The following is a 21,010-nucleotide window of genomic DNA, read 5'->3' as shown; positions in this document are numbered from 1 at the left end:
CTCGCGCCCCTTTTTTTTTTTTTAATAACAAAAAAACACATCGTGGTGCCCGGCCCCGGGCGCGCCCGCCCCGCCCCCCCCCCCCCCCCCCCCGGGCGGCCCGCCCCCCCCCCCCCCCCCCCCCCCCCCGACACTCTCACCGGGATGGACGAGGAAGTCGACATCGATGGTGCCCTTGGTCACGTCGAGCGCGCGGATGGTGTAGACGCGCTGCCACCGGTCGCCGGTCGTCGGCTGGCCAGGCCGGCAAGCCATTGCCCCCGAGCACCGGCCACAGCGGATCAGGCACCTCCCTGGTCGGGAACAGCATGCGGATATGCATGCCGCCGAATTTGGCGAAGCGGGAAAGGTTCTCGCCGGCGAGGCGAATGCGGCGCATATGAGCGGTAAGGTCGCGAACATCCGTCACCGTCATCTCGCGGAACTGAGCGAGGCTGGTTTCGCCCGAGAGATCGCCGGTCCAGACGATCTCGGGGTTTTCCTCCCTGGCATAGACCTGGACCGCCGTCGCGAGCAGGTCCTTGATGCGGGCCAGCCCGTCGCTGTCGGCGGCATTGGCCCGCATCACCCGCCGCTCCACGTCGATGGAGGCACGGCCAAAGGCGAAACGGAAATCGATGCGCCGCCCATGATGCGAAGCATCGGCCTCGAAACTCTGCAGCCTGTCGCTGATGCGTTCCATGTAGTCGGGCAGGTGCCGCAGGTCGAGCCGCGCTTCGCAGACCAGTTCGCGCACCGATGCTTCGCTCATTCTAGCCTCCGATCCTGCCGGTGAAGGCCACCTTGAAAGTGCGGCCCTTGCCCTGTTCCGTTGCCGCCGAGGTCGACCATGCGCTTTGCGGGTCGGTGTAGGCGGTGTTGAAGACGTTATCGACGCCGAAATCGAGCTTCAGGTTGTCGTTGACGCGCCAGTTGGCGAAGACGCTGACCAGTTCGAAACCGTCGTCGACGACCGGCACGGCGTTGGGATTGGTGCGGCTGGTGCGGGTGATCTTGCCGACGCTGAGATATTGCGCACCGACGGTGAGCTGGTCCTCCAGCATGCGGAAGCCGATGGTGGCCGAGAAACGGTCGAGCGGCGTGTTGCTCAGCGCCTGGCCGGAATAGACGCCGCTGACGACCTTGGCGTCGATCAACGCCCCGGCAAGATTCACAAAACCCCAATTGTAGTCATAGACCATCTCGGCCTCGACGCCCTTCAGGCGCGCGTCGCCGATGTTGATCGCCGTGCGCGGCAGGACCGTCAGGTCGACGTCGATGTAATCCTCGACGTCGGTGTGGAAGGCGTTGACCTTGGCACGCAGCCGGTCGCCCGCCGTCAGCACGTCGTCATATTTCACGTTGATGCCGGCCTCCCAGTTCTTCGCCGTCTCGGGCTGCAGCAGAAGATTGGGTCGATAGCTATCGCCGCCGCCATGCGCGCCGCCGCCGCGGAAGACATCCTGCAGGCCCGGCGCCCGGTAGCCTTCGGAATAGGTGCCATAGAGCTGGAAGCCTTCGAACGGTGTAACGCCGACGGTGAGACGCGGCGACCAGCGATCGCCTGAGATCGAGGCTTCCCGCGGAGGCACGGTGCGGGTCTCGCCATCCAGCTGGTAGCCGTCGTAGCGCATGGCGGCGATCACCTGCAGCCAGTTCTCGTAGTCGCCTTGCCACTGCAGGAAACCGCCGTAGCCCTGCTGCTCGCCGGCACCGAAATGCGCGGCCTCGGATGACGCTTCGAGATAGTAATAGTCGAGCCCGTAGGTCAGCGAGTGGGCGATCTCCCAGGCGTCGAAGCGTGAGGAGTTCTTCACATTGAAGCCTGTCGTGGCGACATCGTAAAAACGGAAATTGCCGATCGCCGAGACGGGCCAGACCTGCGTCTGCTTGGCGCGGGTGCGGTTATGATAGGCATTGGCGCTGAAGTCGATCAGCTCGTTGTCGTCGGGCTTCCAGGTGTAGGCCGCGGTGTAGGTCTGGTTGGTGGTGTTGGTGTCGTAGCGGCTCAGCGTCGGCGAGGTCGAGCCGCTCGAACCGGTGATCTGGTCGTTGTAGCGCTGAAGGATGGCGCCGAGCTTCAGCTCGTGGTCATCGGCCGGCCGCAGCGTCGTCTTCAGATAACCGCTGGTTACTCGCTCGCCGGTCCATGGCACGGTGTCGCCATTGCCGTCGGTGTAGCTGTCGCGGTCGCGGTGGATGAGGTTACCGATGATGTCGGCATCGTCGCTGAAGCGGTAAGCGCCGGTGGTGCTGGTGGTGAAGCCGTCGCCATTGTCCTCGTAGCCGAGCTTCTCGCTCAGCGCCCAGCGCTCGTCTTTCTTGAGGAAGTCGCCGGCATCCTTGGTCTCGAAGGAGACGACGCCGCCGATGCCGCCTGAACCATAAGCATTCGACACCGGGCCTCGAATGACGGTGGCTTCCTTGATCAGGTCGGGTTCGACATAGAACGAGCCAGAGCCATGACCGACGCGCCAATAGTCCTGCCGGGCGCCGTCGAGGGTGACGACGACGCGGCCATATTGTTCCAGGCCGCGGATGTTGATGGCGGTCGCCGGGTCGTCGCCGTTCATCGAGGCAGCGACGCCCGGCGTGGTGCGGAAGATGTCGGCGGCGGTGTCGGGCTGGATGCGGTCGAGCTCATCCTGATCGATGGCGCTGATGGCGGCCATCGATTCGATGACGGCGGTCTTGATCATCGTCGCCGAGATGGTGATCACATCAAGCATCGTCGCCGGTTGCTCGGCACTGGCCGGCGCCAGGCGGCCGGTCTTGGCGGTGGCCTTTTTCTCCTGGTCCTGTTCCTGCGCACTGGCAAAGGGCACGGCGCAGAGGCCGAGCACGACGGCGAGCGCGGTGCTCGCCATCAAGGTCTTGTTTGTTGTCGTTATCATGCAGCCCCCAAGCAAAAAGCAAAACGGCTGGCGGTGGCTGAACGGCCTTGGCTGGCATGATCGAAAAAACCTCGACCATGCGGTCGGGGCACGAGCCACTTATTAAAACATGATGACATAAGTCAACTTTAAATTTATAGCCGACCGTCATCGAGAAGCATTGGCTTGGAGCAGCGTGATGGTCGGCAGTCTGAGCGAGGGCAGGGGGATTCGCTGGTTGCAACCGGGCAGGATCGCGGCGGTGCTGCTCCTGGCGCTGTCGGTGCTGGCGCCGTCCGGTGGCTTCAAGGCGCTGGCCGCCGAGACCGTTGTCGACGCGTTGGGACGAACCGTCGCGCCGGGACCGGGAACCAGGATCCTGACGCTGGGCTCCGACGTCACCGAAATCGTCCATGCGCTGGGTGCCGGCGGGCGGATCGTCGGCGTCGATCGCGGCAGCAAATATCCGCCATCCGTGACGCAGAAGCCCAATGTCGGCTATCGCCGCCAGCTTTCGGTCGAAGGAACGGCGAGCTTGCGTCCCGACCTGATCCTGGCGGCCGAGGACAGCGGGCCTCCCGAAGCGGTCGAGGTGCTGAAGTCGCTGGCGATCCCGGTCGTCTTCATCCCGCAGGACAACAGCCCACAAGGCATCGAGCGCAAGATCACGCTGATCGCCGCCGCCCTTGGGCTCGAGGACAAGGGCAAGGTGGTTTCCGCCGAGGTGCTCACTGCCTTTCAGGCGGCGGCCGATCTGGCGTCGAAGATTCCGCCGGAGCGGCGTAAGAAGGTGGTGTTCTTCCATGGTCTCGTGAAGTTGAGTGCCGCCGGCGCCGGCACCTCGGCCGACGCCATCATCCGCTATGCCGGCGGCCTCAACCCGATGGACGTCGTGCAGGGCTACAAGGCGGCGTCGGAGGAAAAACTGATCGAGATGGCGCCGGATGTGATCGTGATGATGAGTGACGGCAAGGGCGGACCCACGCCCGAGCAGGTGTTCGCCAACCGGGCGCTGGCGGCAACGCCGGCGGCGGTCAACAAGGCGCTGATCGTGCTCGACGGCGCCTACATGATCGGCTTCGGCCCGCGGACATCAGATGCTATCCGCGACCTGGCGAAGGCGCTTTATCCAGAAGGATAAGCGTTGACCAAGCTTGCTGCTCAGATCTCCGGGATGTTCTCCTTGAAGATCACCTGCAGCCTTGGCTGGTGCAGTTCATAGGGCAGCCCCCGGACCGCATGGGTCAGGGTGTTGAGCGCTTCTCGGGCCTCGACGCGCGGGTTCTGGTCGATGACCGCGTCGAGCGTGCCGTCGAGCAGGAGGTCCTTGGTGCCGTCCGTCACCTCGTGGCCGAGGAAGACAATGGACTGGGCGCGGCCGCGTTCCTTGAGCGCGCGGGCGATGCCGGTGTTGCCGGCGCCGACATTGTAGATCGCGGCAAGGTCGGGGTGCCGCTCCAGCAGGGCGGACGCTTCCGAATAAGCCTTTTCGCGGTCGTCGAGCATTTCGCGCATCTCGACGATCTGCAGATTGGGCGATTCCTCCGTCAGGATATGGCGGAATCCCATCTCGCGTTCCTCATGGCCGCGATAGGAAAGCGAGCCGGCGAACAGCGCCACCTTGCCGGGACGGCCTGATCCCATGAAGCGGTTGAGCAGATAGCCGGCCAGCCGCCCGGCGGCGCGGTTATCGATGCCGATATAGGCGACCCTGGGCACATGCAGGATGTCGGAGGCGATGGTCACCACCTTGATGTCGTTGGCCGACAGCGAGCGGATCGCCTCGCGCACCGTCGGATGGTCGAGCGCGATGACGCCGACGCCTTGCGTCCGGCCGCGCAAATCCTGCAGCAGGCGGGCGAGGCCGTCCGGGTTGAAACCTTCGATAGTGGCAATGTGAACGTCGAGGTCTGGCCGTGACCGCGCCTGTGCCTCGATCTGGCGGTGCAGCATCTTGATGAAGGAATTGGTGCCGGCGGGCAGCGCGAAGTCGAGCCGGATGACGTCGCCGGGCAAATGCCGCGGCGGCGCCCCATTCGGGCTTTCGGCGATATAGCCGAGGCGCTGCGCCATTTCGAGCACGATTTCTCGCGTGCGCGCCCGCACGCCGGGGCGGTTGTTGAGCACTCGGTCGACCGTGGCGGCCGAGACACCGGCTTCCCGGGCTATGTCAGTCAGGGTGGACCGCAACGTCTTTCATCTCCTGCATGCGTCAGGTCGGCTGGCGGCGGCTTTCGTGCCGTCCGCGATTCTGATGGGAAATGATGTATCCGCCCTTGGCCGATGTGCAAGCCGCCGGGCTAAATCAAATCGCCCGGCAGGGCTTCGCAGACCCGGGAAGAGGCGTTTTCCCTCAGATCGAGGCATCAGGAGTGCGGTATGGATTCCGGTTTTGCGCATTTCCTCGCCATTTTTGCAATGTTGTGATGTCTTTTGACTATTTATGATGTTGACAGCCTTCCCATGCTGCCGTCAATATCCCTCATAGGGTCGTGGAGGAAACGTGGCCCTAAGGGAGGAGTTTCAATGTCCAATTTGATCCGCATCTCGCGGCGTCGCTTGCTTGCGTCCGGAGGAAAGGCCGCCGTGATCATGGCCGCCACTGGCATTGCGCCGCAATTCATTCGTCCCGGCCGCGCCTATGCGGCCGACGCGCTGGCGCCAGGCATGATCGGCGGCCCGACGGGCTTCGATGGGGCCGAGCGCTACCAGTACGGCGCCGACACGCCGGAAGGACGCGCCATCGAGGCGGCCAAGGCGCTAAAGGGCGCCGGCAAGGCGCCGGCCAAGATCGTGCTCGGTCTGTCCGACGGCTCGATCGGCCAGCTTACGCAGCCGTTCCCGGCCGGCGCGCCGTCGATCAAGGACCTATGGGAAAAGGAGACCGGCATCCCGATTGAAATCGTCGGCCTGCCGAACGGTCAGGAATTCACCAAGACGATGCAAGACATCTCCACCAAGGGTGGGGCCTACGACATCTATTCGACCGAATGGAACCGGCTGGGCGACCTCGCCGAGACCGGCGGCATCGCCAAGCTCGACGACTTCGTCGCGCAGTACAAGCCCGAGTGGGACGATCCCACGAACGGTTATGTCAACGGCGCCAAGGGCGTGTCGCTGCTCAACAAATATCGTGGCTCGAACTATGGCGTGTCGCTGGACGGCGACTTCCAGACCTGGGTCTACCGCAGCGACCTGTTCGGCGACGAAGCCGAGAGGAAGGCCTTCAAGGACAAATACGGCTATGATCTGACGCCGCCGAAGACCTGGAAGCAGCATGGCGATATCGCGGCCTTCTTCCAGCGCCCGGACAAGGGCCTGTTCGGCTCGACCGACCTTCGCAACCAGGGCTGGGGCTACACCAACTGGTATCAGCGCTATGTCTCGATGGCCTCGCCCAACCAGTTCCTGTTTGGCGACGATGGCAAGCCGATGGTCAATTCCGAGCAGGGCATTGCCGCCACCAACGAATATGTCGCTTCGCTCGCGCATCATTCGCCGGATGCGATCTCCTGGGGCTGGCCGGAGCAATATGGCAATTTCGCCAAGGGCGGTGCGGCGATGACCTGCGCCTTCTCCAACCTGCCGAAATTCCTCGACAATGCCGGCAACAAGGACTCGGCTGTCACCGGCAAGATCGGCTCGATGCTGCCGCCCGGCCGCGAGATCGACGGCAAGCTGATCAGCCGTTCCGTGCTGTGGTTCTCGCTGACCGGCATGGTTTCGTCGCAGTCGAAGAACCAGGAGGTTGCCTATCTCCTGCTGCAATGGCTGGGTTCCGCGCGCATCTACGCCTGGATGAGCGCCAACCCCGGTGGTTACCTGGACCCGTTCCGGCTGTCGGATTTCTCCGATCCGCTGGTGCGTCAGACCTATCATGCCTACCACATGGACGTGGTGCGCGAGACGGTCGCCCGCACCGTGCCAACCATCAACTATCCAGGCGCGACCGCCTTCCACAATGCGCTCGACGAGAACCTGATGGCGGCGCTGACCAAGGCCAAGACATCGGAGCAGGCGATGGCCGACACCGAGGCCGAATGGAAGAAGATCGCCCGGCGCACCGGCGAGGACAAATTGCTCGAAGCCATCAAGACCAACAAGGAGGCCTGGCCGACAGTTCTCGATCCAATCGTCTGATCCATCTCCCTGGATCATACCGAAGGAGGGGAGGAGCTTGCTTCTCCCCTCCGCCCACAACGCCACCAGCAAAGCCGCAAGATGAAGCGTTCCATTCCCTTCGAGATATTCCGCTACGCCGCGATCCTCGCGGCCATGGCGGTGACGCTGGTGCCGATCCTGTGGATGGTGTCGATGGCATTCAAGCCGATCGCCGAATGGTCGGCGACCGGTGCCGACCTGACATGGTGGCCGAGGAACCCGACGCTCAGCAATTTCCGTTTCGTCTTCGGCGAGTCGACCAACAATCTGATCGTCGCGCTCGACCGCACCGCGCTGAAACCTATCCTCTCGTCTCTGCTGTCGGCGGTTTTCGGCACGGTGATCGCCATGTCGGCGGGCACTTCCGCGGCTTACGGACTGTCGCGTTTCGGCTCCGGCCAGAACCTGCCGCTGGCACTGATCCAGCTCAGGCTGTTTCCACCGATGGCGGTGATGATCCCGGTGATGATCATGTGGGCCTTCCTGAACTTCACCGACAGCTGGTGGGGCCTGGCGCTGATCTACGGCATCGTCACCTTGCCCTTCGCCTTCTGGCTGATGAAGACGTTCTTCGACGACATGCCGCGCGAGATCGAGGAGGCGGCCCTGGTCGAAGGCTGTTCGCGGCTGCGCGTCTTTACCCGCATCACGCTGCCGATGATGCGCGCGCCGCTGGCCAGTGCGGCACTCTTCGTCTTCATCCTCAACTGGTCGGACTATCTGATCGCGCTGCTTCTGACGACGCGCGAATGGGTGACGATCCCGGTCTACATGGCCTCGCTGTCGTCCTCGATGACCGGGCAGCTCTATGGCGCCAAGGCAGCGCTCGGCCTGATCGCCGCCGTGCCGCCGGTGATCATGGGCATCGCCATCCAGCGCCATCTGGTGCGCGGGCTGACATTCGGGGCGCTCAAGCAATGAGCGCGGTGACTGCCATGAATGCAGAGGACGAGATGAAAGCCGTCGCAGCAAGGCCGGTTTCGCGCGACGAGGGCGTAAGGCTGGGTTTCCGGCTGACGCTGCCGGCGCAGATCCTCGTCCTGTTCATCTCGGCCTTCCCGCTGTTGATGCAGCTCTACATCAGCGTCACCGACTGGTCGCCGCTGTCGGGCCTCGGCTGGTGGAATGCCTGGTCGCTGTGGAACAGCTTTGCCAACTACACCGACCTTGCCGCCGATCCGCGCTTCTGGAGCGCGCTGAAGCGCACGGCCATCGTGATGATCGTCTGCGTGCCGGTGGAGTTCCTGCTCGGGCTGGCGCTGGCGACGCTGTTTGCCGACGATTTTCCGGGCAAGCGGATCTTCTATTCGATCCTGCTGATGCCGATGATGGTGGTGCCGGCGGTGGCCGGCTACATGTTCTTCATGCTGTTCCAGTCGGGCGGTCCGGTGAACGACATATTGTCGGCGCTCACCGGTTCTCCCGTCACCATCGCCTGGCTGTCGGACCCGACCCTGGCCCTGATCGCCGTCATGGTCGCCGATATCTGGCAGTGGACGCCGCTGATGTTCCTCATCCTGCTCGCCGGTCTGGTCGGTGTGCCGGAGGACCAGATCAAGGCGGCGACGCTGCTCGGCGCCAATCCGTGGCAGCGCTTCGTCACCATCGTGCTGCCGAAAATGAAGACGATCATCATCATCGCGCTGGCGATCAGGGTAATAGAGAACTTCAAGATCTTCGATACGCTCTACATCATGACCGGCGGTGGTCCCGGCGTCGCCACCGAGACCATCTCCGTCTACATCTACAAGCTCACCACGCAGGACCTGATCTGGGGCTATGTGGCGGCGATCGCGCTGGCCATATTGGTGGTGCTCTCGATCGTCGCGGTGTTCGCCATGAAGCGCATGGCGCGGGCACGCGAGGTACTGGCATGAGCGCGATCCACCTGCAGAACCTGGTCAAGAAATTCGGCGACTTCACCGCGCTGAAGACCATGGACCTGGCAATATCAGATGGTGAGTTCATGGCGCTGCTCGGTCCGTCGGGCTGCGGCAAGTCGACGACGATGAACATGATCGCCGGCATGGAGGAACCGACCGGGGGCAAGATCCTGTTCGGTGAGCGCGACATGGCCGGCGTGCCGATGGGGCGGCGCGGCGTCGGCTTCGTGTTCCAGAACTACGCCATCTTCACCCATATGACGGTGCGCCAGAACCTTGGCTACGGTCCAAAAATGCGAGGGGTTGCCAAAGCCGAGATCGATCGCCGCGTCGGTGCCATCGCCGAGATGCTGCAGCTGACACCGCTGCTCGACCGCAAGGCCGACCGGCTGTCGGTCAACATATTGCAACGGGTGGCGATCGGCCGCTCGGCGATCATGGAGCCGGCGATCTTCCTGCTCGACGAGCCGCTGTCCAATGTCGACGCCGCTTTCCGGGCTGTCATGCGCACCGAACTGAAGCAGCTGCAGCGCCAGTTTCGCCAGACCATGGTCTATGTCACCCACGACCAGCTAGAGGCGATGACCATGGCCGACCGCATCGCGGTCATGGATCATGGCGTGCTGCAGCAGGTCGGCACGCCGCTCGAGGTTTACAACGATCCGGCCAATGTCTTCGTGGCCCGCTTCATCGGCGCGCCGGGCATGAACCTGCTCAGGGGCAGGCCGGCGGAGAGCGACCGTGGGCTGGTCGTCGATCTCGGACCGGTGGGCATCACCCCGCCACTGCCGAGTGATCTGGCGGCGGCCGTTCGTGGTGCGCGCGGCGAGGTGCTTTACGGATTCCGGCCGGAACAGGCGACGCTGGTGCAGAATGGTCAGGGCCTCGCCATGCCGGTGACCTTCGTCGAGCGGATCGGTGCGCGCACGATCGTTCATCTCGGGCAGGGCGAGGCTGCCGTGAAAACGGTGTTCGACAATGATGTCGGGCTGGCGATCGGCGACACCGCTGTCGTCGCCCCCACCGCGTCGTCGGTGCGTGTCTTCGACGCCGCTACCGGTCTTGCGATGAAGGCAGGTTGAGATGGCCGATATCGTCTTCCGCAATGTGACCAAGCGCTACGGCGGCACACTCGCCGTCGACGACGCCTCGTTCACCGTCAACGACAATGAGTTTTTCTGCTTCTTTGGGCCGCCACTGTCGGGAAAGTCGACCATCCTGCGCCTGGTGCTTGGGCTTGAGACGCCTGATGCCGGTGAAATCCTGATCGGCGGCAGACCGGTCAACGAGGTGTCGCCGGCCGAGCGCAACGTGGCGATGGTGTTCCAGAACCTGGCCCTGTTTCCGCATATGAGCGCGCTCGACAATGTCCGCTTCCCCCTGGTCGAACGCCGGGTCGCCGAGGTCGACATCAAAAGGCGGGTCGCCGACGTCGCGGCGAAGCTGCATATCGGCCACATCCTGCACAAGCCGCCGGGACAGCTTTCGGGAGGCGAGCGGCAGCGCGTGGCGATCGCGCGTGCCCTGGTGCGCGATCCCAACGCCTATCTGATGGACGATCCGATCTCGGCGCTCGACGCCAGGCTACGCGAAGAAACGCGCGTCGAGTTGAAGCGCATCCAGCGCGAGCTCGGCAAGACGCTAATCTATGTCACGCACGACCAGGAAGAGGCGATGTCGGTCGCCGATCGCATCGCTATGCTGGAGGACGGCAGGATCAGGCAGATTGGTGCACCAGCCGAACTCTATGACCGTCCGGCCAGCACCTATGTGGCGCGGCTGCTCGGCTCGCCGATGATGAACATCCTTCGATCGGTGCGCGGCGAGGGCGGTGTCGAGGCGGCCGAAGGCACGATCCGCATTGCCGACAAGGCGGCGCCCGCGGACGCCGTCGAGATCGGACTGCGGCCGGAAGACATCAAGGTCGGACCGTGGCCCGTTGATGGAAAAGGGGATGGGGGCCCGGGCCGCCCAGCGCGGGTGTTCGAGGTCGAGCCGCTTGGCGGCTACACCGTGCTGACGCTCGCTGCCGGGCAGGCGCGGCTAAAGGCATTGCTGCGCGGCCAGCCTGACATCCGGCCCGACGCCATGGTGGCGATATCCTGTGAGGCGGCCAGGGTGCATTATTTCGGACAGAGCGGGGGAGCGCTGGCACGATGACGGCGGCCGCAAGGAAAGAGCTTCGGGAGGATCAGATGGCAAACAAGGGCTTCGAGCCGGACGTGAAGGTCCGCACGAAGGAATTCAAGATCGGCTGCGTCGGCGCTGGCATGATCATGGCCGAGTGTCATCTCGCTGCCTACAAGGAAGCTGGCTTCCCGGTGGTGGCGATCGCCTCGCGCACCCGGGCCAGCGCCGAGAAGGTGGCGGCGCGCTGGGCCATCCCGACCGTGCACGACACGCCGGAGCAGCTGATCGAGGATACGAATGTCGAGATCATCGACCTTGCCTTTCCGCCCGACCAGCAGCCGGCGCTGATCCGTCACGCACTGAAGCAGAAGCACATCAAGGCGATCCTGGCGCAGAAGCCATTGGCGCTGTCGGTCGAGGAAGCGGTCAAGCTGCGCGACGAGGCGGCCAAGGCCGGCAAGATCCTCTCGGTCAACCAAAACATGCGCTACGACCAGTCGATGCGCGTCTTGAAGCAGATCATCGACAGCGGCGCGCTGGGCGACATCGTCTTCGCGCAGATCGACATGCACGCCATCCCGCACTGGCAGAGCTTCCTGGAAGAATATGACCGGCTGACGCTCGCCAATATGAGCGTGCACCATCTCGACGTGTTGCGCTTCCTGTTCGGCGACCCGGATGAAATCACCACGCTGACGCGCAAGGATCCGCGCACGAAATTCGACCATTCCGACGGCATCACCGTGTCGACGCTGCGCTTCCCGTCCGGCGTGCTCGCCGTGTCGCTGGAGGATGTCTGGTCCGGCCCGCGCCAGGATGGCTACAAGGACGACCAGCACATCAACTGGCGCGTCGACGGCACCAAGGGGGTCGCCAAGGGCACCATCGGCTGGCCGACAGGTGCGGCCTCGACGCTGACCTATGCTTCCACCGAGACGACCGGCGGCGAGTGGGTCAGCCCGAGCTGGGACACGATGTGGTTCCCGCATGCCTTTATCGGCGTGATGGAACAGCTCCAGCACGCGGTGAAGACCGGCACGCCGCCGGCGCTGTCGGTCGCCGACAACGTCAAGACCATGGCGCTGGTCGAGGCGGGCTACCGCTCGATCGACGAGGGCCGCACGGTCAAGCTGTCCGAAATCTCGACAACTTCAATCAACTGAATCGCTTACAGGGAGGAATTCACACCATGATGCAGGCAGGTATTTTTACGGGCTATTTCCCGTACGGACTCGAAGAGACGGCGAAGAAGATCCGCGGGCTCGGTTTCAACACGGTGCAGCTCGACCTGCATTTCAAGGATGTCGACCTGTCGGCCGGGCAGATCACCAAGGACAAGGCCAAGACCGTGCGCGACGTTTTCCGCGACCACAATCTGCCGGTCTGCTGCGTGTCGGGCTACACCAACATCATCCATCCGGACAAGGCCGAGCGCGACAAGCGCGTCGGCTACCTCAAGGAGATCATCCGCAACGCCCGCCATTTCGGCAGCCCGTACGTGATCTCGGAGACCGGCACCTACAACACCGAGTCCGACTGGGTGCATCACCCCAAGAACAAGACCGAGGAAGGGTTCGAGGAATGCCGCAAGGTGGTCGCCGACCTTGCCCAGACAGCCTATGACCACGGCGCGGTGTTCCTGCTCGAGACCTATGTCAACAACGTCGTCGGCTCGGTCGAGGAGACGGTGAAGATGTTCGCGCAGGTCGATCATCCCGGCCTTGGACTCTTGATGGATCCGACCAATTATTTCGAGACGCACAACATCGACAGGATGGACCAGATCCTGAACCAGGTGTTCGACACGCTGACGGACAAGATCAGAATAGCGCACGCCAAGGACGTCAAGCGCTCGGGCGGCGACAAGTCCGAAAAGCATGCCGATATCGGTGACGAGGACGCGCTGGAGAGCCACACGTTCCGTGGCGTCGGCGAGATCGAGCTGCCGGCACCCGGCCTCGGCTCGCTGAACTACGATCTCTACCTTCAGCGGCTGGCGCAGAAGCATCCGAACATCCCGGTGATCATCGAGCATCTCTCGGAAGACGACGTGCCGCGCGCCAAGAAGTTCCTCGACGGGAAGTTCCGCGCCAACGGTCTTTGATGGTCATTAGCGCAGCCGATTGATGGGACGACAGTGCAGTGAAGAAGCGGCCGTGACATGGTAGAACTCTACGGCAAGACGCTTTCGCGCCGTCAGGTATCGGAACGTTCGGGCATGCTGTCGCAGTTCGCCGGCGTGCGGCTGATGACGCTTGGCGACGGGGTGGAACGCGGCATCCGCATGCTGGAGTTCCGCACCGGTTCGGGCCTGCGCTTCACGGCGCTGGTCGACCGGGCGCTCGATATCGCCGATTGCGACTTCAAGGGCCAGGCGATCGGCTGGCATTCGCCGAGCGGCTTTCGCAACCCCGGCCTGCACGATTACGAGGGGGAAGGCGGACTGGCCTGGGCGCGCTCCTTTTCCGGCCTGCTCGTCACCTGCGGCCTCGACCATATATTGGGCCGGGAAGAAGTGCCGGTCGATACCTACAACTATCCGGGCAGGAAGACCGTGGTGCATTCGCTGCACGGCCGCGTCGGCACCATTCCGGCGCGGCTGACCGGGTATGGCGAGGCCTGGGATGGTGACCGCTGCGTGCTGTGGGCCGAAGGGATCGTCCAGCAATCGGCGGTGTTCGGCGAGGATCTGCATTTATTGCGGCGCATCGAGGCCGATGTCGGCGGCAACGAGATCCGGCTGTCGGACCGCGTCGTCAATCACGGCTTCAACCGTACGCCGCATATGTATTTCTACCATGTCAATGTCAGCCACCCCTTGCTCGACGAGGGCGCGCGCTATCTGGCGCCGATCCGGGACGTCGTCTGGGCAGGCCATGATGGCGAGCTCTACGAGGCGCAGAAGGTCGGCTACCGCACGGTGCCGGCGCCGCGACTGGGTTTCAGCGAGCAGGTCTGGCAGCACGAGATGGCGGCGGACGCCAATGGCGAGGTGCCAGTGGCTGTTGTCAACGACCGTCTCGGACTTGGCTTCGAGGTGGTGACCCGCAAGGACCAGCTGCCTTGCGCCTATCAATGGCAGAATTTCCAGGCAGGGCAGTATGCGCTCGGCATAGAGCCCTCGACACACCATGTGCTCGGCAATCTCGCGGCGCGCGAGCGCGGCGAGATGATCTGGCTGGAGCATGGCGAAAGCCGTTCCTATGACGCGGTGTTCCGGGTGCTCGACGGCGCCGGCGCGATTGCCGCGGCTGAAGCGAAGATCGCGTCGATCGCCAGGCAGCCGCAACAGGATTATCCTGTGCCGTCGGGCAATTTTCCGGGATTGGCGGACAGGGCATGATGCGAAACGAATGCTCCGGCTGGCGGGCCGGAAATCGGAGGTCGATGTGATGGGAAGAAAGCGCGACTACAGCTTGGTCGGCGAAAGCACACGCATCGCGATCGAGACCGGGCTGGCCTCGGCCGAATGGTATCACACCGATGTGCCGCGCAAGGCGATGAAGGAGCTGATGCAACGCTCGGACGGACCGGCGATCCGCGACACGATCATCTGGATCGCTGCCATACTGGGCTCCGCCGCCGGGATCATCTGGTTCTGGGGCACATGGTGGGTGGTGCCGTTCCTGCTCGTCTATGGTGTGCTCTACGGCTCCTCCAGTGACTCGCGCTGGCACGAATGCGGCCACGGCACCGCCTTCCGCACCCGCTGGATGAACGATGTCGTCTACCAGATCGCCAGCTTCATGCTGATGCGCAATCCGGTGACCTGGCGCTGGAGCCATGCCCGCCACCACACCGACACCATCATCGTCGGCCGCGACGCCGAGATCGCGGTGATGCGTCCGCCGGACCTGCTGCGCGCCGCACTTGCCTTCACCGGCGTTCTCGATTTCCGTTATTCGCTGCCCACACTGGTGCGCAATGCGTTCGGCAGCATCTCGCCCGACGAGAAGAGTTTTATCCCCGAGATGGAGCTGCGCAAGGCGGTCATCGCCGCGCGCTGGCATATCGCCATCTATGTCGCGACGATCGCGCTGGCGTTCTATTTGTGGTCGTTACTGCCGCTGGTGCTGATCGGCCTGCCGCGCCTCTATGGCAGCTGGCACATGGTGCTGACCGGCCTGCTGCAGCATATCGGGCTGGCCGACAACGTCACCGACCACCGGCTGAACACGCGCACCGTCTACATGAACCCGATCAGCCGCTTCATCTACTGGAACATGAATTATCACGTCGAACATCACATGTTCCCGATGGTGCCCTATCACGCGCTGCCGAAGCTGCACGAACTGATCAAGCACGACCTGCCGGAGCCCAATCCATCGATGTGGCATGCCTATCGCGAGGTCTGGCCGGTGCTTATCAGGCAGCTCCGGTACGAGGACTATTTCCTCAAGCGCGAATTGCCGCCGACGGCGCGACCGTACCGGGAGGAGTTCCACGCGCTGACCGTTCCGGCGGCAGCGGAATAGAGTCGCAGGAGAAACAGATGGCCGACTGGGTTGAAGCGTGCGACGTCGACGATGTCGAGGAAGAGGATGTCATCCGCTTCGATCATGGCGGCCGCACCTTCGCCATCTATCGCAGTCCCGATGACGAGTACTTCGCCACCGACGGCTACTGCACGCATGAGAAGGCACATCTGGCCGACGGGCTGGTGATGGACAACATCATCGAATGCCCCAAGCACAATGGCCGCTTCAACTACAAGACAGGTGTCGCCAAGGGCGCGCCGGTGTGCGTCAATCTCAAGACCTATCCAGTGCGGATCGAAGCTGGCAAGGTCATGATCGAGATCGGCTGACCTGCCGCAGCATACAACAAGAGGGGAACCCTTTCGATGAGCCGAAAAAGACCGACCGTCGCGGACCTGCGCGCCATGAAGGGCAAGCGCCAGCTGACCATGCTGCGTGTGCTGACGATGGACGAGGCCGAGGCGGCCGAGCGGGCAGGGGTCGACATCGTTTCGGTGCCGCCCGAACTGGTGCTCAACCCGCAATACCGCGACGCGGCGCCCAGTCTGTTCACCATGCCAGGCGAGAACTTCTTCGAGATAGGTACGGCGGACGATTTCCTGCGCTGGGCCTTCCGGCTCTACAAGGCCGGCGCCGACGCGGTCTATTGCAGCGCCGGCTACGCCACCATCAAGCGGATGGCCGACGATGCGATCCCCGTCATAGGCCATGTCGGCCTGATCCCGTCGCGCGCCACCTGGACCGGCGGCTTCAAAGCCGTCGGCAAGACGGCCGACACCGCCATGGAGATCTTCGCGGCGGTAAAGCAGTTGGAGGCCGCCGGCGCCATCGGCGCGGAAATCGAGGTGGTGCCGGTCGAGGTGGCGAAAGCGATCTCGGAGCGCACGTCGCTGATCATGCTGTCGATGGGGGCGGGCACAGGCTGCGACGCGCAATATCTGTTCGCCGATGACATTCTTGGCCAGAACCGTGGCCACATGCCGCGCCATTCCAAGGTCTATCGCAATTTCGCCGCCGAATACGATCGGTTGCAAGCAGAGCGCATCGCCGCGTTCTCGGAATATGTCGCCGACGTCAACAGCCTTGCCTATCCCGAGGACAGGCATGTCGTGCATATGGATCCGGGCGAACTACGCCTGTTCCTGGACAAGGTCGGTCGGGCTTAAGGCCGCTTGCCAATTTCCACCCGCGAGCATCGCGTAGAGCCCTTCGGCGTCGATGCCGAGCGGCCGGTCCTCCTTCAAGCCAGGGACCAGCGCGCGTATTGCCTTGTGAATTGAAGCGGTGCGTGGCGCCAGGGTCAGCCCTTCACGCAGGTCGACGGCCTGCGCGGCGGCCATCAATTCAAAGGCGATCAGCCGCCGCCACAGGTCGATCATCTCGGCGCATTTCGCAACCGCCAGCGGCGTCTGCGTGGCATGATCCTCGACGCCTTCCGACACGGGCAGGAAGTCGAGCATCACCGGATTGGCCTTGTGGCGAATGGCGGCAAGGATCGATGCCACTACCTTCTGCAGCGGCACGAAGCCGGCCGAGGCGCCGCCGACCGGCGACAGATATTTCGGCAGGCCGTTGCGGCCCGAACCGGTGAGCTGGATGAAGCGGGCGGCACTCGCGGCGGCACCTTGAGCGATTGCCAGGCTGAGGGTCTCGAAGGCCAGCGAAAGTGCGGCGGTGTGGAAATTGCCGGTCGACAGCACCAGCCCGTCGTCACCCAGCACCAGAGGATTGTCGGCGGCGGCGTTGAGCTCGATCTCGACGGCATGTCTCGCCTGACCGATCGCATCGATCAGCGCTCCGTGGATCGACGCCATGCAGCGTATCGACAGCGGGTCCTGCAAAGTGGCCGGCGCCTGCGGCTCGTCACGGGCGAGCAGATCGTGCAGCACTTTGGCTGCTTCCTGCTGGCCGGCCGCCGGGCGCGCCAAATGCAGGCGCGGATCGAGGATGGTTCGGTTGGCACCAAAACCCTCCATGGTCAGCGCGCCGGCCTGCTGCTGCTGGGCAAGCGCCGACAGCGCATCCGTCACCGCAAGTGCGCCGCTGCCGGCTGAGACCGCCGAAGCATTGATCAGCGACAGGCCGTCCTTCGGCGCCAGGCTGACGGGGGCGAGACGGGCCATCATCAGCGCCTTGACCGCCGGCATGCGGCGACCCTGATAGTCTGCCTCGCCTTCGCCGGTGAGCATGCGGGCGAGTGCCGTCATCAGCACCAGATCGCCGGCGCCGATCGAGCCGAGCGACGGCATGACAGGATGGACGCCGGCATTGAGCGCGTCGACCAAGGCGACGAAGACGTAAGGCGAAAGGCCAGAGCCTCCGACTGACAACATGGCTGCGCGGGCGGCCATGGTTGCGCGAACGGCTTCGACCGGCAGCGTTTCGCCGACCGCGCCGGTGCGTCCCTCCAGCAATTGCCGCTGAAAGGTGCTGGCGTCGCCCTCTACAGCGATACCGAGATTGGCGCCGAGGCCGGTGTTCAGGCCATAGATCTGCTGGCCGGATGCGGCGGCCTGGTCGAGCACTTTTCGCGCCTTCTCCAGCCTGCCGATGACATCAGGTCCGATTTCCACCTTGCGCCCATCGCGGGCGACCGCGGCGACATCGCCAACGCCGACGCCGGCTCCGGTAAGGTGAAGCGCGCTCATGCGAAGCGCAGCCTCTGGCCGATGCCCTGCGCCCGCGCCTTGTCCAGCATCGCCTTGCCCAGCGCGATGTCGGACAGCGACAGGCCACGATGCCAGAACAGGATCGTTTCGTCGTCATTCTCACGCCCGACCTTGAGACCGGCGGCGATCTGACCGAGTTCGGCATGCAGCGTCTTTTCGCTCAGCCGTCCGGTCTCGACATGAGCGCGTAGCGAGCCGAACTTGCCGCCCTTGCACTGGCCCCAGTCGTCGACGACCATCTTCCGCATGATGTCCGTCAGCGACAGCTCGACAGCACTCATCGTGCCATAGGGCACGACCAACGCGCCGGGCTTGATCCATTCGGTCTTCAACAATGGTTGTGGCTCCGGTAGCCGCGAGGCTTCGACGACGATGTCGGCTCCCTCGACACAACTCTTCCAGTCGGCCACCGCCGTCACCGTCTTGCCGAGGTCGGCGGACAGTTTGGCGGCAAAACCGTCGCGGCTTTCCGGGCGGCGCGAATGGACGCGGATCTCGTCGAAGTCGAAGAGATGGTCGAGCAGGCGCACATTCCAGTAGGCGGTGCCGCGCGCGCCGATATGGGCCAGCACCTTGGAATTCTTGCACGCCAGATGCTTGGCCCCGATTGCGGTGACGGCGCCGGTGCGCATGTCGGTGATGACGGTGGCGTCGAGGATGGCGCGCGGCGTGCCGGTGCGCGGATCGAACAGATTGAGGATGCCGAATTCGGAAGGCAGCCCGTGCAGGTAATTGTCGACATAGTCGCCCACGATTTTCACGCCCGCCGTGTCGAGCGGCGCGACGTAGCCGCGCAAGACGTTGAAATGGCCATGGAAGGACGAGTCCGGCTCAAGATGGACGCGCGGCTCGATCACCGTCTGGCCCTTGCCTTGCGCCACCAGGCCAGCCTCGACTACCTCAATGATTTCACCATCGGTCATGGCAAGCGCATCGATGTCGAGGGCATTGAGGTAGTCGATGTAGATGGGCTTCATTTTACGCGCACACTTTCCTCGGCAACCCCGCTCATCCCATAGCAGGCGGCGGCGCGACACGAAAGTTTGTGGCGCCGTCTCTGGACGCGGCCAGCCAAATGCTGTTCAAACCGGTTCCGTCATGACTGCCATTCCCGAGACCGGAGCCTTAGCCGAAACGGCCACCAACGCGCGGCGCGTGGCGCTGATCGTCGCCATCGCCTTCTTCATGCAGTTGTTGGATTCGACGATCATCTCGACCTCGTTGCCGCAGATGGGCGAGTCGTTCGGCGTGCCGGCCGTGGCGATGAGCATCGGCATCACCGTATACATGCTGACCATGGCGGTGTTCGTGCCGCTGTCGGGCTGGCTCGCCGACCGGTTCGGCGCCCGCAACATCTTCCTGCTGGCGATCGTCCTGTTCACACTGGCTTCGCTTGCCTGCGGCTTCTCTGAAAATCTGACCCAATTCGTCGCCGCACGTATCGTGCAAGGGCTTGGCAGCGCGCTGATGACGCCGGTCGGACGCATTCTCGTGTTGCGCAACGCGTCGAAGTCGGAGTTGCTCAACGCCACGGCACTGATCACCTGGCCGGCGCTGTTTGCGCCAGTGGTCGGGCCGGTGCTCGGCGGCTTCATCACCACCTACCTGTCCTGGCACTGGAATTTCTTCATCAACATCCCGCTCGGCATGGTCGGGCTGGCGCTGGTCGCGCGTTTCATTCCGGGCGACCGCGAGGCCGACCCCAAACCGCTGGACTGGCCTGGCTTCGTGCTCACGTCGGCCGGGCTCGCTTTGCTGCTCTACGGCCTCGAGCGCATCGCGCATCCGGAGGATGGCGTCCTGCCGACGGTGCTGCTGATCGTAGCCGGCATCGTCATAGGTTGGCTGGCGGTGCGGCATCTCAGGCGTGCGCCGCATCCGCTGCTCGATCTCTCGTCGTTCAGGGTGCTGACCTTCGCCATCTCGACGCTGGCCGCGGGCACCATTTTCCGGGTGGCGATCAACGCCACGCCGTTCCTATTGCCGCTGCTGTTCCAGGTCGGCTTCGGCCTCAGCCCCGTCGATGCCGGCATGATGATCCTGGCCTATTTCCTCGGCAATCTCGGCATGAAGACTGTGACGACGCCGACGCTGCGCCGCTTCGGCTTTCGTTCGGTGCTGGTCGTCAACGGCCTGATCGCCTCGGCGGCGATCATGGCTTGCGCGGCGATCTCGCTTCAGACGCCGCAAGCGCTTGTGGTGGCGCTGATGCTGATCGCCGGCCTGTCTCGCTCGATGCAGTTCACCGCGCTCAACACACTGGCCTTCGCCGATATCGATGCGGCGCAGCGCAGTTCGGCAGCAACGCTGTCCTCGATGCTGCAGCAAGTGGCGATGCTATTCGGCGTCGCGGTGGCGGCGGCGATCCTCAATCTGTCGCAGATCGTCCGGGATCGGCCCGCTCTCGACCTCGTGGATTTTCGAATCGCCTTCCTGGCGATCGGCGCCATCGGACTGGTGGCGGCGTTGCGTTTTCTCGCGCTGCCGCCGGGTGCGGGCGCCGAGGTTTCCGGCCACGCGCCGGGAAATTAAGATCGATTTTTCCGCCTGATGCGGAGATAAATTCCGTCTTGTCCTTTCGCCTTGGTGCAGCGCTTTCGCGAGCGACCGCAATGGCGCAACCAATTGCCAAAAGCGCAGGCTTTTCCGGGCATTGCGCCAGCTTCGGCAATCGATGCGTCCACTCGGTGAATATCGCTGCCGGCCAGGGTTCTGAACGCGGATTCATTTGACGAACCGGCGCTGAGCCGATTAGAGCGGGATGAATTTAGGTTGGGCATAGCCTGCCTCTGTGAAGTAATTTCGGCATTCGGTTGACGTGACCTCGCCGAGGATTT

General features: G+C 63.8%; 20 protein-coding genes. 13 read left to right on the top strand and 7 right to left on the bottom strand.

What is annotated here, in order from left to right:
- Positions 1-21: 21 nt before the first annotated feature.
- Genes NKH03_RS30870 through NKH03_RS30860 form a run of 3 tightly spaced genes read right to left on the bottom strand, consistent with a single transcriptional unit; the run spans position 22 to position 2,873 of the window.
- Complete coding sequence (locus tag NKH03_RS30870) at positions 22-183, bottom strand: hypothetical protein (protein ID WP_352972659.1); 162 nt, start codon at positions 181-183, stop codon at positions 22-24.
- Positions 137-751: a siderophore-interacting protein gene (locus tag NKH03_RS30865; protein WP_352972658.1), complete on the bottom strand. Its 615-nt coding sequence runs from the start codon at positions 749-751 to the stop codon at positions 137-139. Before NKH03_RS30865 ends, NKH03_RS30870 begins: the two co-directional genes overlap by 47 nt.
- Before the next feature lies 1 nt (position 752).
- Positions 753-2,873, bottom strand: a complete 2,121-nt coding sequence (locus NKH03_RS30860; protein WP_352972657.1) for a TonB-dependent hemoglobin/transferrin/lactoferrin family receptor — start codon at positions 2,871-2,873, stop codon at positions 753-755.
- A gap of 178 nt (positions 2,874-3,051) precedes the next feature.
- Here NKH03_RS30860 and NKH03_RS30855 point away from each other — a divergent pair, with 178 nt between their 5' ends.
- Positions 3,052-3,993 (top strand): heme/hemin ABC transporter substrate-binding protein, encoded by a 942-nt coding sequence (locus tag NKH03_RS30855; protein ID WP_352972656.1) that lies wholly within the window; start codon positions 3,052-3,054, stop codon positions 3,991-3,993.
- Between the two features lie 20 nt (positions 3,994-4,013).
- Here NKH03_RS30855 and NKH03_RS30850 read toward each other — a convergent pair whose 3' ends face one another.
- A complete protein-coding gene (locus NKH03_RS30850) occupies positions 4,014-5,042 on the bottom strand; it encodes a LacI family DNA-binding transcriptional regulator (RefSeq protein ID WP_352972655.1) in 1,029 nt (342 codons plus the stop codon).
- Between the two features lie 336 nt (positions 5,043-5,378).
- Between NKH03_RS30850 and NKH03_RS30845 the strand changes: the two genes are divergently transcribed.
- From NKH03_RS30845 to NKH03_RS30795, 11 genes are all read left to right on the top strand, one after another.
- The gene (locus tag NKH03_RS30845; protein WP_352972654.1) at positions 5,379-6,992 is read left to right on the top strand and encodes an extracellular solute-binding protein; all 1,614 of its coding nucleotides are present in this window, start codon (positions 5,379-5,381) and stop codon (positions 6,990-6,992) included.
- An 81-nt stretch (positions 6,993-7,073) separates the two neighbouring features.
- Positions 7,074-7,934 carry a carbohydrate ABC transporter permease gene (locus tag NKH03_RS30840; RefSeq protein WP_352972653.1) on the top strand — a complete coding sequence of 287 codons (861 nt, stop codon included), beginning with the start codon at positions 7,074-7,076 and terminating at the stop codon, positions 7,932-7,934.
- Entirely contained in the window at positions 7,931-8,890 is a 960-nt protein-coding gene (locus tag NKH03_RS30835; RefSeq protein ID WP_352972652.1) for a carbohydrate ABC transporter permease, read from the top strand. Before NKH03_RS30840 ends, NKH03_RS30835 begins: the two co-directional genes overlap by 4 nt.
- A complete protein-coding gene (locus NKH03_RS30830) occupies positions 8,887-9,978 on the top strand; it encodes an ABC transporter ATP-binding protein (RefSeq protein ID WP_352972650.1) in 1,092 nt (363 codons plus the stop codon). Before NKH03_RS30835 ends, NKH03_RS30830 begins: the two co-directional genes overlap by 4 nt.
- A gap of 1 nt (position 9,979) precedes the next feature.
- Positions 9,980-11,056 carry an ABC transporter ATP-binding protein gene (locus NKH03_RS30825; protein WP_352972649.1) on the top strand — a complete coding sequence of 359 codons (1,077 nt, stop codon included), beginning with the start codon at positions 9,980-9,982 and terminating at the stop codon, positions 11,054-11,056.
- A 35-nt stretch (positions 11,057-11,091) separates the two neighbouring features.
- Complete coding sequence (locus NKH03_RS30820; protein WP_352972648.1) at positions 11,092-12,189, top strand: Gfo/Idh/MocA family protein; 1,098 nt, start codon at positions 11,092-11,094, stop codon at positions 12,187-12,189.
- Positions 12,190-12,215: 26 nt separating this feature from the next.
- Entirely contained in the window at positions 12,216-13,130 is a 915-nt protein-coding gene (locus tag NKH03_RS30815; protein ID WP_352873293.1) for a sugar phosphate isomerase/epimerase family protein, read from the top strand.
- Between the two features lie 57 nt (positions 13,131-13,187).
- Positions 13,188-14,369, top strand: a complete 1,182-nt coding sequence (locus NKH03_RS30810; RefSeq protein WP_352873292.1) for an aldose 1-epimerase family protein — start codon at positions 13,188-13,190, stop codon at positions 14,367-14,369.
- 49 nt (positions 14,370-14,418) lie between these two features.
- On the top strand, positions 14,419-15,501 hold the full coding sequence (locus NKH03_RS30805) for a fatty acid desaturase family protein (protein ID WP_352972647.1): 1,083 nt from the start codon (positions 14,419-14,421) through the stop codon (positions 15,499-15,501).
- Positions 15,502-15,518: 17 nt separating this feature from the next.
- The gene (locus tag NKH03_RS30800; protein ID WP_352972646.1) at positions 15,519-15,833 is read left to right on the top strand and encodes a MocE family 2Fe-2S type ferredoxin; all 315 of its coding nucleotides are present in this window, start codon (positions 15,519-15,521) and stop codon (positions 15,831-15,833) included.
- 36 nt (positions 15,834-15,869) lie between these two features.
- Positions 15,870-16,670: a 3-methyl-2-oxobutanoate hydroxymethyltransferase gene (locus NKH03_RS30795; protein WP_352972645.1), complete on the top strand. Its 801-nt coding sequence runs from the start codon at positions 15,870-15,872 to the stop codon at positions 16,668-16,670.
- Here NKH03_RS30795 and NKH03_RS30790 read toward each other — a convergent pair.
- A complete protein-coding gene (locus tag NKH03_RS30790; protein ID WP_352972644.1) occupies positions 16,635-18,152 on the bottom strand; it encodes an HAL/PAL/TAL family ammonia-lyase in 1,518 nt (505 codons plus the stop codon). The genes NKH03_RS30795 and NKH03_RS30790 overlap by 36 nt on opposite strands.
- Complete coding sequence (locus tag NKH03_RS30785; protein ID WP_352972642.1) at positions 18,149-19,150, bottom strand: ornithine cyclodeaminase family protein; 1,002 nt, start codon at positions 19,148-19,150, stop codon at positions 18,149-18,151. Before NKH03_RS30785 ends, NKH03_RS30790 begins: the two co-directional genes overlap by 4 nt.
- A gap of 121 nt (positions 19,151-19,271) precedes the next feature.
- Here NKH03_RS30785 and NKH03_RS30780 point away from each other — a divergent pair, with 121 nt between their 5' ends.
- On the top strand, positions 19,272-20,705 hold the full coding sequence (locus NKH03_RS30780) for a DHA2 family efflux MFS transporter permease subunit (RefSeq protein WP_352972641.1): 1,434 nt from the start codon (positions 19,272-19,274) through the stop codon (positions 20,703-20,705).
- On the opposite strand, the gene NKH03_RS30775 is transcribed toward NKH03_RS30780, so the two are convergent.
- On the bottom strand, positions 20,702-21,010 hold a 309-nt coding region (locus NKH03_RS30775), incomplete at its 5' end, for a hypothetical protein (protein ID WP_352972640.1). The two genes, NKH03_RS30780 and NKH03_RS30775, sit on opposite strands and share 4 nt — an antisense overlap.

The organism is Mesorhizobium sp. M1406, from assembly GCF_040317555.1.
Taxonomy (GTDB): Bacteria; Pseudomonadota; Alphaproteobacteria; order Rhizobiales; family Rhizobiaceae; genus Mesorhizobium.
The sequence above is the reverse complement of the archived record's forward strand: the minus strand, read 5'-3'. Positions and strand labels throughout refer to the sequence as shown.

What these genes read in the sequence shown, in the direction of transcription:
- NKH03_RS30795 (WP_352972645.1), top strand. Translation starts at nt 15,870, where the DNA reads ATGAGCCGAAAAAGACCGACCGTCGCGGACCTGCGCGCCATGAAGGGC.
- NKH03_RS30810 (WP_352873292.1), top strand. Translation starts at nt 13,188, where the DNA reads ATGGTAGAACTCTACGGCAAGACGCTTTCGCGCCGTCAGGTATCGGAA.
- NKH03_RS30865 (WP_352972658.1), bottom strand. Translation starts at nt 751, where the DNA reads ATGAGCGAAGCATCGGTGCGCGAACTGGTCTGCGAAGCGCGGCTCGAC.
- NKH03_RS30825 (WP_352972649.1), top strand. Translation starts at nt 9,980, where the DNA reads ATGGCCGATATCGTCTTCCGCAATGTGACCAAGCGCTACGGCGGCACA.
- NKH03_RS30820 (WP_352972648.1), top strand. Translation starts at nt 11,092, where the DNA reads ATGGCAAACAAGGGCTTCGAGCCGGACGTGAAGGTCCGCACGAAGGAA.
- NKH03_RS30855 (WP_352972656.1), top strand. Translation starts at nt 3,052, where the DNA reads ATGGTCGGCAGTCTGAGCGAGGGCAGGGGGATTCGCTGGTTGCAACCG.
- NKH03_RS30790 (WP_352972644.1), bottom strand. Translation starts at nt 18,152, where the DNA reads ATGAGCGCGCTTCACCTTACCGGAGCCGGCGTCGGCGTTGGCGATGTC.
- NKH03_RS30840 (WP_352972653.1), top strand. Translation starts at nt 7,074, where the DNA reads ATGAAGCGTTCCATTCCCTTCGAGATATTCCGCTACGCCGCGATCCTC.
- NKH03_RS30860 (WP_352972657.1), bottom strand. Translation starts at nt 2,873, where the DNA reads ATGATAACGACAACAAACAAGACCTTGATGGCGAGCACCGCGCTCGCC.
- NKH03_RS30815 (WP_352873293.1), top strand. Translation starts at nt 12,216, where the DNA reads ATGATGCAGGCAGGTATTTTTACGGGCTATTTCCCGTACGGACTCGAA.
- NKH03_RS30845 (WP_352972654.1), top strand. Translation starts at nt 5,379, where the DNA reads ATGTCCAATTTGATCCGCATCTCGCGGCGTCGCTTGCTTGCGTCCGGA.
- NKH03_RS30800 (WP_352972646.1), top strand. Translation starts at nt 15,519, where the DNA reads ATGGCCGACTGGGTTGAAGCGTGCGACGTCGACGATGTCGAGGAAGAG.
- NKH03_RS30780 (WP_352972641.1), top strand. Translation starts at nt 19,272, where the DNA reads ATGACTGCCATTCCCGAGACCGGAGCCTTAGCCGAAACGGCCACCAAC.
- NKH03_RS30835 (WP_352972652.1), top strand. Translation starts at nt 7,931, where the DNA reads ATGAGCGCGGTGACTGCCATGAATGCAGAGGACGAGATGAAAGCCGTC.
- NKH03_RS30830 (WP_352972650.1), top strand. Translation starts at nt 8,887, where the DNA reads ATGAGCGCGATCCACCTGCAGAACCTGGTCAAGAAATTCGGCGACTTC.
- NKH03_RS30785 (WP_352972642.1), bottom strand. Translation starts at nt 19,150, where the DNA reads ATGAAGCCCATCTACATCGACTACCTCAATGCCCTCGACATCGATGCG.
- NKH03_RS30805 (WP_352972647.1), top strand. Translation starts at nt 14,419, where the DNA reads ATGGGAAGAAAGCGCGACTACAGCTTGGTCGGCGAAAGCACACGCATC.